General features: G+C 75.8%; 14 protein-coding genes. 8 read left to right on the top strand and 6 right to left on the bottom strand.

The window, feature by feature from the left end; genetic code table 11:
* Positions 1–579, top strand: a 579-nt coding sequence (locus AB0D08_RS26175) for a futalosine hydrolase (RefSeq protein ID WP_359892082.1), incomplete at its 5' end; no start/stop codon positions are given.
* Positions 572–1,420 carry a 1,4-dihydroxy-6-naphthoate synthase gene (locus AB0D08_RS26180; RefSeq protein ID WP_033819572.1) on the top strand — a complete coding sequence of 283 codons (849 nt, stop codon included), beginning with the start codon at positions 572–574 and terminating at the stop codon, positions 1,418–1,420. The genes AB0D08_RS26175 and AB0D08_RS26180, both read left to right, overlap by 8 nt.
* Positions 1,421–1,451: 31 nt before the next feature.
* Here the strand turns inward: AB0D08_RS26180 and AB0D08_RS26185 are convergent, their stop codons facing one another.
* Positions 1,452–1,835 carry a cold shock domain-containing protein gene (locus AB0D08_RS26185; RefSeq protein WP_033819571.1) on the bottom strand — a complete coding sequence of 128 codons (384 nt, stop codon included), beginning with the start codon at positions 1,833–1,835 and terminating at the stop codon, positions 1,452–1,454.
* 389 nt (positions 1,836–2,224) lie between these two features.
* On the bottom strand, positions 2,225–3,364 hold the full coding sequence (locus AB0D08_RS26190; RefSeq protein WP_033819570.1) for an alpha/beta hydrolase-fold protein: 1,140 nt from the start codon (positions 3,362–3,364) through the stop codon (positions 2,225–2,227).
* 193 nt (positions 3,365–3,557) lie between these two features.
* Between AB0D08_RS26190 and AB0D08_RS26195 the strand changes: the two genes are divergently transcribed.
* Positions 3,558–3,848, top strand: coding sequence for a hypothetical protein (locus AB0D08_RS26195; protein WP_051812088.1), 291 nt, complete (start codon positions 3,558–3,560; stop codon positions 3,846–3,848).
* Here the strand turns inward: AB0D08_RS26195 and AB0D08_RS26200 are convergent.
* The gene (locus AB0D08_RS26200) at positions 3,815–4,441 is read right to left on the bottom strand and encodes a haloacid dehalogenase-like hydrolase (RefSeq protein ID WP_359892086.1); all 627 of its coding nucleotides are present in this window, start codon (positions 4,439–4,441) and stop codon (positions 3,815–3,817) included. The two genes, AB0D08_RS26195 and AB0D08_RS26200, sit on opposite strands and share 34 nt — an antisense overlap.
* Positions 4,442–4,590: 149 nt before the next feature.
* On the opposite strand from AB0D08_RS26200, the gene AB0D08_RS26205 reads away from it, so the two are divergent.
* Both AB0D08_RS26205 and AB0D08_RS26210 read left to right on the top strand, forming a co-directional pair.
* A complete protein-coding gene (locus tag AB0D08_RS26205) occupies positions 4,591–5,571 on the top strand; it encodes an iron-siderophore ABC transporter substrate-binding protein (protein ID WP_033819567.1) in 981 nt (326 codons plus the stop codon).
* Positions 5,572–5,649: 78 nt separating this feature from the next.
* Positions 5,650–6,582 (top strand): class I SAM-dependent methyltransferase, encoded by a 933-nt coding sequence (locus AB0D08_RS26210; protein WP_359892088.1) that lies wholly within the window; start codon positions 5,650–5,652, stop codon positions 6,580–6,582.
* Positions 6,583–6,726: 144 nt separating this feature from the next.
* Here the strand turns inward: AB0D08_RS26210 and AB0D08_RS26215 are convergent, their stop codons facing one another.
* The gene (locus AB0D08_RS26215; protein ID WP_359892091.1) at positions 6,727–7,512 is read right to left on the bottom strand and encodes a hypothetical protein; all 786 of its coding nucleotides are present in this window, start codon (positions 7,510–7,512) and stop codon (positions 6,727–6,729) included.
* 251 nt (positions 7,513–7,763) lie between these two features.
* Between AB0D08_RS26215 and AB0D08_RS26220 the strand changes: the two genes are divergently transcribed.
* Both AB0D08_RS26220 and pgeF read left to right on the top strand, forming a co-directional pair.
* Positions 7,764–10,292, top strand: coding sequence for a helicase C-terminal domain-containing protein (locus AB0D08_RS26220; protein ID WP_359892093.1), 2,529 nt, complete (start codon positions 7,764–7,766; stop codon positions 10,290–10,292).
* Between the two features lie 40 nt (positions 10,293–10,332).
* Entirely contained in the window at positions 10,333–11,049 is a 717-nt protein-coding gene (gene pgeF, locus AB0D08_RS26225) for a peptidoglycan editing factor PgeF (RefSeq protein ID WP_359892096.1), read from the top strand.
* A 46-nt stretch (positions 11,050–11,095) separates the two neighbouring features.
* Here the strand turns inward: pgeF and AB0D08_RS26230 are convergent, their stop codons facing one another.
* Positions 11,096–11,374, bottom strand: a complete 279-nt coding sequence (locus AB0D08_RS26230) for a hypothetical protein (protein ID WP_033819579.1) — start codon at positions 11,372–11,374, stop codon at positions 11,096–11,098.
* 131 nt (positions 11,375–11,505) lie between these two features.
* Here AB0D08_RS26230 and AB0D08_RS26235 point away from each other — a divergent pair, with 131 nt between their 5' ends.
* Positions 11,506–13,140 (top strand): DNA repair helicase XPB, encoded by a 1,635-nt coding sequence (locus tag AB0D08_RS26235; protein WP_359892099.1) that lies wholly within the window; start codon positions 11,506–11,508, stop codon positions 13,138–13,140.
* Between the two features lie 42 nt (positions 13,141–13,182).
* On the opposite strand, the gene AB0D08_RS26240 is transcribed toward AB0D08_RS26235, so the two are convergent.
* Positions 13,183–13,404 (bottom strand): hypothetical protein, encoded by a 222-nt coding sequence (locus AB0D08_RS26240; RefSeq protein WP_033819582.1) that lies wholly within the window; start codon positions 13,402–13,404, stop codon positions 13,183–13,185.
* Positions 13,405–13,522 lie beyond the last annotated feature (118 nt).

Genomic DNA, 13,522 nt, shown 5'->3' on the forward strand with positions numbered 1-13,522 from the left:
GAGGCCGAGCCAACTGCCGGTGTTGGTGCCGCGCAGCTCACCCCAGACGGCGATCACGTCCTCGCCGAAGCTCATGCCCTGGTCGACGGGCACGACTCGGCCGGGATCGCGGGCGGGTTCGCACCCCGGGCGCCGATCGGCTCGCTGGTGGTGGCGGAGCGGATCGTCGCGGCCGACCTGGGCGCCGAGACGCCCGAGGGCTTCCAGGACGTCACCGAGCTGGGTTTCGGGACCGTCCGCCACACCCCGCCGCCCGCAGCCGTCCGCCTCGCCGTACGGGCCCTGGAGGCCGCCTCGGGGGCCGTGCTGACCGTCTCCACGGTCACCGGCAGCGCCGGGCGGGCACAGGAACTGACCGTGCGTCACCCGGACGCGGTCGCGGAGGCCATGGAGGGGTTCGGGGTGGCCGAGGCGGCCGCCCGGTTCGCCGTCCCCGCCTTCGAGATCCGGGCCGTGTCCAACGCCGTCGGGCCGCGCGACCGCGCCGCCTGGCGGATCGGTGAGGCGCTGGGGGCCCTGGAGCGGGCCTTCCGGACGCTGCCGTACCGAGCCCTGCTCCAGGAGGTCCGCCATGGCTGAGCCGCTCAGGGCCGCGTACTCGCCCTGCCCCAACGACACCTTCGTCTTCCACGCCTGGGCGCACGGCCTGGTGCCCGGCGCGGCCGCGCCCGAGGTCACCTTCGCCGACATCGACCTGACCAACGGCATGGCCGAGCGGGGCGAGCTGGACCTGCTGAAGATCTCCTACGGGCAGCTGCCCTGGGTCCTCGACGAGTACGCGCTGCTGCCCTGCGGCGGGGCACTCGGCCGAGGCTGCGGTCCGCTGGTGCTCACCGCCGGGGAGCGGGACGCCGCCTCGCTGGCGGGCCGGACGGTGGCGGTGCCGAGCGAGCGGTCGACCGCGTACCTGCTGTTCCGGCTCTGGGCCGCGAAGGCCGTGCCGGGCGGCTTCGGGGAGATCGTGGTGCTGCCGTTCCACGAGATCATGCCCGCCGTGCGGGACGGCCGGGTGGACGCCGGCCTGGTGATCCACGAGGCCCGGTTCACCTACCGGCGGTACGGGCTGCACAGCCTGGCCGACATGGGTGAGGCGTGGGAGCTGGAGACCGGCCTGCCGATCCCGCTCGGCGCGATCGTGGCCCGCCGCTCGCTCGGCGCCGAGCGGCTGCGCGAGCTGGCCGCGACCATCCGCACCTCGGTGACCATGGCGTGGGACGACCCGGCGGCCTCCCGCGGCTACGTGCTGGCGCACGCCCAGGAGATGGACCCGCAGGTGGCGGACAGCCACATCGGGCTGTACGTCAACGAGTTCACCGCCGAGCTCGGCGAGGAGGGCTACGCCGCGGTGCGGGCGCTGCTGGCCCGGGCCGCCGAGGAGGGGCTGGTCCCCGCGGTCGACCCGGGCGCGCTGGCGTTCTGAGCACCGGCCGCGGACACCGCGGCGGCGGCGCTCAGACGTCGAACTGCTCGGCCACCGCGCGCAGCAGGACCGCGAGCTGCTGGCCGGTCGGCTTGGCCGGGTAGCGGCCGCGCTGCAGGCCGGGCAGGACCGCGTCGAGGGTGGAGATCAGGTCCTGCACGATCGGGGCCATGTCGTCCGCGCTCTTGCGCTGGGCCGCCGCCACCGAGGGCAGCGCGTCCAGCAGCGTGACGCCCATCGCCTGGTCGCCGCGGTGGCCCGCGGCGATGCCGAACTCGACCCGCTGCCCCGGCCGAAGCGTGGTGACGCCGGTGGGCAGCGCCTTGGTGTGCACGAAGACCTCGCCGCCGTCGTCGCGCGACAGGAAGCCGTAGCCCTTCGTCTCGTTGAACCACTTGACCTGGCCGGTGGGCATCTCGGAAGTCCTCGGGTGGGTGTGGGAGCGGCCCCGGCATCGCCCGGGGCCCGCTGGACGGGGAGCCGGACCGACCACGCGCGGCGGGTCGGCCGGACAGCGGATCAATGATCTCTCAGCTGCTCACTCATGCGCTGCAGCAGATCCGGATCGGGGCCTGGCCGGGCCAGGGTGCGACATGGCGCTGACCACTGGCTCTCACCCCCGATCGGTAGGGCGGGGCGTCCGCCGGACCCCGCGCGATGGCTGCATACCCCGGCCGGGGCGCGGTCGAAACTCCCCGCTGCCAGGAAACTCCGGGCAGTGACCGATGCCTGGTCACGGCGGGCGCCGGAGGGCGGGCGGGGCCGCGCGGGCCGGTTCGGCCGGGGCGGCCGTCAAGGGGTGGGTCAGGAGGGGGCGTTGAGGTGTTCGGACAGCCAGCCGAGCGAGGCCGGCAGCATCCGGTTCCAGGTGTTGAAGTTGTGGCCGCCGGTCTCCAGCGTGATCGAGGACACCTTGGTCGGGCCGCCCTTGGCGGCGGCGACGAACCGCCGGGTGTTGTCGTAGTAGTCGCCGTCGCCCTCCTTGCTGCCGCCGACCAGCAGGGAGACCGCGGGATGCGGCAGGTTGGCGAGGCGCCAGCCCAGGTCGGCCTCGTCGCGGCGCTGCTGGCGGCCGTCGAAGAGGTCGCCGGTGGTGGGGTCCTCGGCGGCGCGGTAGTAGCCGGACAGCGACACGGCGGCCGAGTACACCTCGGGGTGCTTCATGGACAGCTTCAGCGCGCAGTAGCCGCCGGTGGAGTTGCCGATCAGGCCCCAGTCGCCGGCCCCGTCGCCGACCCGGTACGAGGCGCGGATCGCGGCCGGCACGTCCTTGGCGAAGTACGACTCGGCCTGCGGGCCGCCCGGGACGTCCTCGCACTCGGTGTCGCGCGGCATCGCCGGGGAGGGGCGCATCAGCACCAGCACGGCGGGCTTCATCCTGCCGTCGCGGATCTGCTGCAGCTCGGTGGCCGGGTAGTTGAGCTTGCTGACCAGGTTCTTGGCGTCGCCGGGGAAGCCGGTGATGGCGATCACGGCGGGGAACCTGCGGTCCCGGTAGTCGGGCTGGAAGTACTGCGGCGGCAGGTAGACGTAACCCTCGGTGGACAGGCCGGTGGTGGCGCCCGGGATCCGGATCCGCTCCAGCTTGCCGACCAGCGCCGGGTCCCGGCCGACCGACTTCGCGCCGCGCACGTTCTCGTCGGAGATCTGCTGGATGCCGGCCGTGCGGCGGCCGTCCGCGAACTGGTTCTCGATGGTCACCGGGCCGTTGTCACCGGTGCCCAGCAGGTCGTCCCAGCTGCTGTAGAAGGCGAAGGAGTTGTTGGCCAGCAGGCCCAGGGTGCACATCACGGTCAGCTGGGTGGCGATGATCGTGCCGATCCGGCCGCAGATCGCGGCCCAGCCGCTGCGGGCCAGCCGCGGCCACAGCCAGACCGTGCCGGCCACCATCAGGAGCGAGACCAGCGCGGACAGCGCCAGCACCTTGTGACTGGTCAGACCCATGCGTGTGTAAGCCCCTGTATCCCGATGGCCCGGTCTCCGGGATTCCCCCCGCAGAAACCGCAGTACGACAATCACCAGGGTGCCTGAGAGTTCCCTGGGAAACCTGAGCGTACAGACGGACCCCGCCCCCGCCGATCGGCGGGGGTCGGGACGTTCTGCGACACTGGGCCGTCGAGGCGAGAAGGAGTCAGTTGTGAGCAGTCAGCGTGCGGACCGGGGCGATGCGCTGGTCAGGACCGGGGGCCTGGTCTTCGGCGCCGGGGCCGTGGCCACCCTGGTGACCTTCGTACCGCTCTTCTTCGACCTCCCGCGCTTCCCCAGCTTCGCGTACTGGCTGTGCATGCTGATGCCGCTCGGTTTCCTGCTGTCGGTGACCGGGCTGCTGCTCTCCGCCCGGGCGCAGCGGCGCCGGGTCACCGAGCGGGCGGCACAACCGGCCGCCGTGGGTACTCAGGCGCCCGCGGCGGTGGCCGAGGCCAGGTAGCCGGCCAGCCAGGCCGGGAAGCCGGTCAGGTCGTCGAGCACCACGTCCGCCCCGGCCTCGGCCAGCTCCGCCGCGCCGTACGGCCCGGTGGCCACGCCGACCGCGACCGCGTCCGCCGCCCGGGCCCCGGCGATGTCGCCGAGGTGGTCGCCGACGTACACGGCCGCGCCGTGCTCGCGCAGCGCGGCGCCCTTGGTCTCCGCCCACAGGTCGCCCACCAGGACGTCCGCGTCGAGGCCGGCCGCGGTCAGGTGCAGCCGGGCGTTGGGCTCGTGCTTGCCGGTGATCACCGCGACCCGGCCGCCGCACTCGCGGACCGCGCGGACCGCCTCCAGGGCGCCGGGCAGCAGCAGGGCGCGCTCCACGGCGTGCTCCGGGTACAGCGCCCGGTAGCGGTCGGCGGCCGCCTGCACCCGGGCGGGCGGGAACCACTCGGCGATCTCCCGGGCCAGCGGCGGGCCGAGCCGGCTGACCGCGAGGTCGCTGTCGATCCACACGCCGGTCTCGGCGGACAGCACGTCGTACGTGGCCTTGATGCCGGGACGGGTGTCGAGCAGGGTCATGTCGAGGTCGAAGCCAACGGTGAGCGCCATGGCCGCCAGCCTATGCGGTGGCCGACAGGCCACCCCGGGAGCGGCGAAATGAACCGGACCGACCCGGCAAACCGGACATAATCGCTGAGAGCCGGCCGCGTCGACCCCGAGCACGGGCCGGGCACCGACCGCGATCCGGAGGTCCGCGCGTGCCGCCCCAGCCGTCCCGCCGCGCCGCCCTGGCCGGGCTCGGCGCCGCCCTGCTGGCCGGGTGCACCGGCTCCGGCGGTCAGCCGCAGTCCCCGCCGGCCGGCACCGCGGCGGGCCGGGCCCCCGTACCGACCCCGGGCGGCACCGTGCAGGCGGGCAACGGCCCGGTGGTGGTGCCCGCGCACCCGGTCCGGGTGATCGCGCTGGACACCGCCGAGCTCGACTCGGCGATGACGCTGGGCATCACCCCGGTCGGCGCCCTCAAGGCCCCGCTGGACGCCGGGCTGCCCTCGTACTGGCCGCTCTCGCGGCTGGAACAGGTCGAGGTGGCCGGGGACATCGGCGACCCCGACCTGGCCCGGATCATCGGCCTGACCCCGCAGCTGATCCTCGGCAACCTCGCCCGGGACGACGGCCGTTACGACGCGCTGGCCCGGATCGCCCCCACCGTCCTCAGCCGGACCACCGGCGCCCCCTGGCGGGACAACTTCCAGCTGCACGCGGCCGCGCTCGGCCGCCGGGAGCAGGCGGCCGCCGTGGTGGGCGCGTACAACCGGCACGTCGCCCAGGCCGTGCAGGCGATCGGCGCGGCCGGCTCGGGCGGGCGGCGGATCAGCGTGGTGCGGTTCGTCGAGGGCTCCCCGGGGATCCGGCTGTACGGGCGGCAGAGCTTCATCGGCACGGTCCTGACCGACCTGCAGCTGAACCGGCCGGACCCGCAGAACACCGACCGGCTCGACGTGGAGGTGACCCTCGACCAGCTCGCCCTGGCCGACGGCGACTTCCTGTTCCACTCCACCTACGGCGACCCCGACCGGGCGGGCGCCACCACCGCCCTGAGCAGCTCCGCCTGGCAGGCGCTGGGCGCGGTCAAGGCCCACCGGGCGTTCCCGGTCGAGGACCAGCTCTGGTTCGAGGGCATCGGGTACACCGGCGCCAACCTGGTCATCGCCGAACTCCAGCGCGCCCTCGGCGGGTAGTGCGGCGGGTGCTGCCGGGCGCCGGGAACCGCCTGGCCGCTCTTGCCCGGCGGCCACCCGGCGGGCGAGCATGACGGCATGCCCGACGCCCAGCAGCGCCCGCCCGAGGCCCGCGACCGCGCGCCCGAGGCCCGGGACCGCACGCCCGACACGCGGCGCGGCGAGGACCCCGCCCGCCGGCGCAAGGACGAACTCGCCCACACCTTCTCGCTGGTCGCCGACGACTACGAGGCCCGCAACGGCCCGTTCTTCAACCCGGTCGGGGCCCGGCTGGCCGCGCTGGCCGCGCTGCGGCCGGGCCGGCGGGTGCTCGACCTCGGCTGCGGTCGGGGTGCGGTGCTGTTCCCGGCGGCCGAGGCGGTCGGGCCCGGGGGGACGGCGGTCGGGATCGACCTGGCGCCCGGGATGGTCCGCCGCACCTCGGCCGACGCCGCCGCCCGCGGGCTGGCGCAGGTCTCGGTGCGGCTCGGCGACGCGGAACGGCCGGGCTTCCCCGACGGCTCCTTCGATGCCGTGCTGTCCTCGTTCGCGGTCATCCACACCCCCGATCCGGCCGCGGCGGCGGCCGCGGCCCACCGGCTGCTGGCGCCGGGCGGGCTGTTCGGGTTCACCGCCTTCGGCGCGGAGGACCCCCGCTGGGCCGAGCCCTCGGCGGCGCTCGCCGCCTTCGCCGCCGACCCGCCGCCCGGCGCCCTGCGCGGCGGGCGCACCGGCGGCTCCAACCCGCTCGCCCGGGACGCGGACGGCGCGGCCGGGCTGCTCACTGCGGCGGGCTTCACCGAGGTCCGCAGCGTCGAGCACGAGGCCGTCACCCACTACCCGGACCCGCAGGCCTGGTGGGACGCACTGTGGGCGAGCGGACGCCGCAGCACCCTGGCCGCGATCCCCGCCGACCGGATGCCGCAGGCCAGGCGGGCGGCGTTCGCCGCGCTCGCGCCGCTGGCCGGTCCGGACGGCGACCTGACCCGCCGCACCTCGATCCGCTACACGACCGCCGTACGGGCACACTGACGATCCGTCACCGTGCGCGTTCCGCCGTCGACGGCGCCGCGCCGTCCGGCCGCTCGTCCGCGGCCTCCCGGCCCGTCCTGGCGCCCACCGCGCGTCTGCCGCCCCGGCGGGGGCGGGCCGGCCCGGGCGCGGCGCCGGGCGTCCTCAGGCCTCCTTGCGCCGGCGCAGGGTGAGCGCCAGCAGGAACACCGCCGTCAGCACCGCCGCCAGCCGCAGCACCCCCGGCGCCGCGTCCCAGGTCACCTTGCCCATCGAGGTGCCCGCGTCGACCGGCGTACCCCAGCGCCCCTGGGCCCGGCCCCAGAACCAGACCGACGCGCCGGTCATGCAGGCCAGCGGGATCCCCAGCACCGCGAACTTCTTGGTGGTGTCCCCGAGCCCCCGGGACAGGTACGCCGCGCCCCAGCCGCCCAGCATCGCCAGCAGCACGCCCGTGTACGCCCCGGCCAGCAGCGCCGCCGACGCCACCAGCAGCAGCGGCGCGGGCCGCCGGCCGGCCAGCAGCCCGGCGCCCCGGGCCGCCACCGCCGCGCCGGCCTCCGCCGCCGGGGCCGGGGCCTCGGCGGCCGTGACGGGCACCTCGGCGGTCTCCCGCGGCGGCGGCACCGGCGCCGGGGCGGGTTCCTCGAACGGGTAGAACCTGACGGTGTCCCAGCCCGGGAACCGCGCCGTGACGTCCTCGCCGCCGAGCGGCCGCGCGGGCCGGTCCACCGCCCCGCCGCCCTGGACCGGTACGGCCCCGGCCCCTTCGGCGACGGCCGGCGGCTTGGCCCAGCCCGGCGGCGCCGGCACCTCGGCCGTGTACACGCTCTCCTCGGGCCGCCCGGCCCCGTCGCCACCGCCGGAACGGACCGCGCCGAGCACCCGCTTCCCCGCCCGCCACCACTCGCCGCCCGTGGGGCTGTCGCCACCCGTAGGACTGTCCGCCATCGCCCCTGCCACCCCGTATCGCACCGCCGGCCCACCTGCGCTGACGGTACCCACTGCCGGGCTCCCCAAGCGAGCCGTTCGCCCCCGCACGCCCCGTCCCGGTGCCGCGTGCCCGTCACGCGCCCGTACCCCGCGCCCGTACCCCGTGCCCGCTGCCGGGCCACCGCCGGGTCGCCGCCGCGGCCGCCCCGCCCACCCGGCGACGTCCGGGCCTTGCCTTCTCTTGGTCCGGGCCGACTAACCTGGGTCGGATGACCACAACGCAGAGCGGGTCTCGCCCCGGCCGGGCCACCGCCCCCCGCACGCTCGCCGAGGAGCTCCGCGCCCGGAGCGACCAGGCGCTCACCGGCCTGCTCCGCGCGCGGCCCGATCTGCTCAACCCGGTCCCCGGCGACCTCACCCAGCTCGCCGCCCGGCTCTCCAGCCGCGCCTCCGCCCTGCGCGCCCTGGAACGCCTGGACCGCTTCACCCTCCAGGTCGCCGAGGCGCTCGCCGCCCTCCCCGACGGCGGCCCGGACACCGCCGTCCGCAACCTGCTGACCGGCCCGGCCCGGGTCAAGCCCCACCCCGCGGCCGACCCCGCCGACCGCGAGGCCGTCACCGCCGCGCTGCCCGCCGCCCTCACCGAGCTGCGCGAACAGGCCCTGCTCTGGGGCCCGGACTCCGCCCTGCGGCTGGTCATCGCGGTCCGCGAGGCACTCGCCCCGAGCGCCGCCAACCCCGGCCGCACCGGCCTCGGCCCGACCCTCGCCGAGGCGACCGTCGGCATGTCCCCGGCGCGGCTCCAGCAGCTGCTCACCGGCGCCGGACTCCCCCCGACCGCCGACCCGGTGACCGCGGTGGCCGCCCTCGGCGCGCTGCTCACCGACCGCAGGCGCTGCGCCGCGCTGCTCGCCGAAGCGCCCGAACCCGCCCTGGCCCTGCTGGAACGGCTGGTCTGGGGGCCGCCCACCGGCACCGTCCCGGACGCGGCCCGCCCGGTCACCGCCGACGAGGTCCGCAGCCCGGTCGAGTGGCTGCTGGCCCGCGGCCTGCTGCTGCCCTCCAGCGCCGGCTCGGTGGTGCTGCCCCGCGAACTGGCCCTGCACCTGCGCGGCGGCCGCAGTCACCGCACCGTCGAACCGGCGCCACCGGCCCTCACCGCCACCACCGCCCACGACCCGCAGACGGTGGACGCCGCCGCCGCCGGCCAGGCCCACACCGCCGTCGCCACCGTCGAGGAACTGCTGGAGGCCTGGGGCCTCACCCCGCCCGCCACCCTGCGCGCCGGCGGCCTCGGCGTACGCGACCTCAAGCGGGCCGCCCTGATCCTGGAGTGCCCCGAGCCCACCGCCGCGTTCTGGCTCGAACTCGCCTACACCGCGGGCCTGCTCGCCCCGGACGGGGAGGCCGACGAGCGCTGGGCACCCACCCCCGGGTACGACACCTGGCGCCAGCAGCCGACCGCCGACCGCTGGGCCCACCTGGCCCGCAGCTGGTTCACCGCCAGCCGGGTGGCCGCACTGACCGGCACCCCCGACGGCAAGGGCCGTACCCGCGCCGCACTCGGCCCCGAACTCGACCGCACCCTCGCCCCGGTGGTCCGCCGCGCGGCCCTCACCCTGCTCGCCGACCTGCCCGCCGGCTCGGTCGCGGGCGCCGAGGCCCTGCTGCCGGTACTGCGCTGGCAGCGCCCGCTGCGCGGCGGCCCCACCGGACCGGACGGCCGCGACCTGCGCGACCAGCTCACCGGCTGGACCCTCGCCGAGGCCGAACTGCTCGGCGTCACCGGCCGCGGCGCCCTGGCCGGCCCGGCCCGCGCCCTGCTGACCGGCGCCGACCCCGCCCCCCTGCTGGAGCCGCTGCTGCCGCAGCCGCTCGACCACGTCATCCTGCAGCCCGACCTGACCGCCATCGCGCCGGGCCCGCTGCTCACCCCGCTGGCCCAGGCGCTCGCCCTGTGCGCCGACGTCGAGTCCAAGGGCGGCGCCACCGTCTACCGCTTCACCCCCGAATCGGTACGCCGCGCACTGGACGCCGGTCGCACCGCCGCCGACCTGCACACCTTCCTCGGACGGCACTCCCGCACCCCGGTGCCGCAGCCGCTCAGCTACCTGATCGACGACGTGGCCCGCCGGCACGGCGTGCTGCGGGTCGGCGCCGCCTCCTCGTACCTGCGCTGCGACGACCCGGCGCTGCTCGCCGAGGTGATCGCCGACAAGCGGGCGGCCGAACTGCGGCTGCGGCTGCTCGCCCCCACCGTGCTCGCCGCCCAGGCCGGGCCGGAGACGCTGCTCGGGGTGGTCCGGCAGATGGGGTACGCGCCGGTCGCCGAGTCCGCCGAGGGGGACGTGCTGATCACCCGCCCGGACAGCCACCGGACGCTTCCGCGGACCGCCCCCGTACCGCTCCCGGACGGCCCGCCGCGGCCGGACGCCACCCTGCTGGCGGCCGCGCTGAAGGCGATCAGGGCCGGTGACCGGGCCGCCACCGCGGTACGGCGGGAGACCGTGGCCGGCCCGGCCGCGACCGTCCAGCAGAGCGGGCCGGCCCGCGCCGACCTGCGGCAGCTGCCGCGCACCGCCGCCGCCGACACCCTCGCCGCGCTGCAGACCGCGGTGCTGCTGGGCGAACGCATGTGGATCGGGTACATCAACGCGGAGGGGCTGTCCTCGCAGCGGGTGGTCGACCCGGTCAAGGTGGAGGGCGGCTTCGTCACCGCGTACGACCACCTCTCCGACGAGGTGCGCACCTTCGCCCTGCACCGGATCACCGGCGTCGCCGAGGTCGACGAGGACTGACCGCCGGCCCGGACCACCACCCACCCCTGGGGGAGACCAGATGGAACTCGCACCCGGCATCCGGTACGCCGTCGCCGACCGCCACGGCGGCGTCAGCGCGCCGCCGTTCGACACCCGCAACCTGGGCGGCACCACCGCCGACGACCCGGCCGCGGTCCGCCGCAACCGTGAGCTGACCGCCCGTGGACTCGGCCTGGACCCGGCCCGGGTGGTGTTCATGCGGCAGGTGCACAGCGCGGAGGTCCGGTACGTCACCGAGCCGTTCGGCACCGACGCGCCGCCGCTCGACGCCGTCCACACCGACCGGCCCGGCCTCGCGCTCGCCGCGCTGGCCGCCGACTGCGCGCCGGTACTGCTGGCCGACCCGGTCGGGCGGCGGATCGGCGCCGCGCACTCCGGGCGGGTCGGCACCGTGTCGGGGGTGGTGCCTGCCCTGGTCGCCGCGATGGCCGAGCACGGCAGCAACCCGGCCGACCTGGTGGCCCTGGTCGGGCCGCTGGCCTGCGGCCGGTGCTACGAGGTGCCCGCGGCGATGCGCGAGGAGGCCTGCGCCGGGTTGCCGGAACTGTGGTCCACCACCCGCCGGGACACCCCGGCGCTGGACGTCCGGGCGGGGATCACCGCCCAGCTCACCCGCGCCGGGGTGACCGGAATCCGGCACGACGACCGGTGCACCATGGAGGACCGGGACTTCTTCTCGCACCGCCGCGAGCAGACCACCGGCCGCTTCGCGGCGTACGTCTGGCTCACGGACTGAGCGGAGGCGCCCGCGGCCCGGCGGCCTCGGTGCTGCTGCGGCGGCCTCAGTGCTGCTGCTGGGCCTTCTGGGCGTCCTGCTCCTGCTTCTGCTTCTTCGCCTGGTCGACGATCGACTGCGGGTCGGGCACCTTGGGCTCGACCCCGGTCAGCAGCCCGGTCACGGTGAAGGCCGCGGTGCCGAACAGTCCGCCGGGCTGGCCGATGTCGGCCACCTGGTCCAGGCCGGGGGTCGGGGCGGCCTGCGCGGGGGTCGCACCGACGGCGGTGGCGACGGCGGCACCCGTGAGGGCGAGGCCGGCCAGGAAGCGGTTGCGCGTGTTCATGGCCTGCCCAACGAGCCCGCCCGCGTCCGGTCACCCACCACCACCCGCGCGGGGGGCAGCCGCCGTCCCGCCCCTGCCCCCTGCCGCCGTACGGCACACTGGATGTTTGGCCTCATCGAAAGGGCACAGGCGTGAACGACGGACCGCTCATCGTCCAGAGCGACAAGACGCTGCTGTTGGAGATCGACCACCCCCGGGCCGCCGACTGCCGCCGTGCCATCGCGCCGTTCGCCGAGCTGGAGCGGGCCCCTGAGCACATCCACACCTACCGGGTGACCCCGCTGGGGCTGTGGAACGCTCGCGCCGCCGGGCACGACGCCGAGCAGGTGGTGGACGCCCTGGTGAAGTACTCCCGCTACCCGGTGCCGCACGCGCTGCTGGTCGACGTGGCCGACACCATGGCCCGCTACGGCCGGCTGCAGCTGCAGAAGCACCCCGTGCACGGGCTGGTGCTGTCCACCACCGACCGGCCGGTGCTGGAGGAGGTGCTGCGCTCCAAGAAGATCGTCCCGCTGGTCGGGGCCCGGGTCGACCCGGACACGGTCGTGGTGCACCCCTCCGAGCGCGGCCAGATCAAGCAGGTGCTGCTGAAGCTCGGCTGGCCGGCCGAGGACCACGCCGGGTACGTGGACGGCGAGGCGCACCCGATCGAGCTGGAGCAGGACGGCTGGCACCTGCGTCCGTACCAGCAGCAGGCCGTCGAGGGGTTCTGGCACGGCGGCAGCGGCGTGGTGGTGCTGCCCTGCGGCGCGGGCAAGACGCTGGTGGGCGCGGCGGCGATGGCCGAGGCCAAGTCGACGACGCTGATCCTGGTGACCAACACCGTCTCGGCCCGGCAGTGGAAGCACGAGCTGGTCAAGCGGACCTCGCTGACCGAGGACGAGATCGGCGAGTACAGCGGGACCAGGAAGGAGATCCGTCCGGTCACCATCGCCACGTACCAGGTGATGACGACCAAGCGGAAGGGCGTGTACGCGCACCTGGAGCTGTTCGACGCCCGCAACTGGGGTCTGGTGGTCTACGACGAGGTGCACCTGCTGCCCGCACCGGTCTTCAAGTTCACCGCCGACCTGCAGGCCCGGCGCCGGCTCGGGCTGACCGCCACCCTGGTGCGCGAGGACGGCCGGGAGGGCGACGTGTTCTCGCTGATCGGCCCGAAGCGCTTCGACGCGCCCTGGAAGGAGATCGAGGCGCAGGGCTACATCGCGCCGGCCGACTGCTGCGAGGTGCGGGTCACGCTGTCCGACTCGGAGCGGCTGACCTACGCGACCGCCGAGCCGGAGGAGAAGTACCGGTACTGCTCGACCACCGCCACCAAGCGCCGGGTGGTGGAGTCGCTGGTCCGCAAGCACGCCGGTGACCAGACCCTGGTGATCGGCCAGTACATCGACCAGCTGGACGAGCTCGGGGAGACCCTGAACGCCCCCGTGATCAAGGGCGAGACCAGCAACGCCCAACGCGAGAAGCTGTTCGAGGCGTTCCGGACCAAGGAGATCAGCGTGCTGGTGGTCTCCAAGGTCGCGAACTTCTCGATCGACCTGCCGGAGGCGACGGTCGCCATCCAGGTCTCCGGGACCTTCGGTTCGCGCCAGGAGGAGGCCCAGCGCCTCGGGCGGGTGCTGCGGCCCAAGGCGGACGGGCACTCGGCGCACTTCTACTCGGTGGTCGCCCGCGACACGGTCGACCAGGACTTCGCGGCGCACCGGCAGCGCTTCCTGGCCGAGCAGGGCTACGCGTACCGGATCATCGACGCCGACGACGTGTAGCCGCCGGCGCCGCGGGGGTCGTGGGTCCGGCCCCCGCGGGGGTCAGAGTCCGACGCCGTCGCGGCCGAGGAAGACCACCCGGGCGGCGGTGTCGAGCGCGATGCCGACGTTGCGGACCGCCGTGGAGACCGGGTTGCGGCGGCGCGGGCCGGTCGCCGAGGTGGCTCCGGCGGCGGTCCGCTGGGTGGGGACGGAGGGGTGGGGGTTGCGCACCCGGGGGGCCGAGGCCGCGGCCCGGGGCGCCGTGATGTGGGCGGTGCTCATGTCTTCCACAATAGGTTTCCGACGGGGCGGACGGCATCGGTCCAAAGGCCGTAGTCGGCGGGGTCCGGATCGTCCTTCCGGCGTACGGGGGTCCCCGGGCCCCTCAGGGGTGCCCCTC

This window comes from Kitasatospora sp. NPDC048540 (genome assembly GCF_040651175.1).
Taxonomy (GTDB): domain Bacteria; phylum Actinomycetota; class Actinomycetes; order Streptomycetales; family Streptomycetaceae; genus Kitasatospora.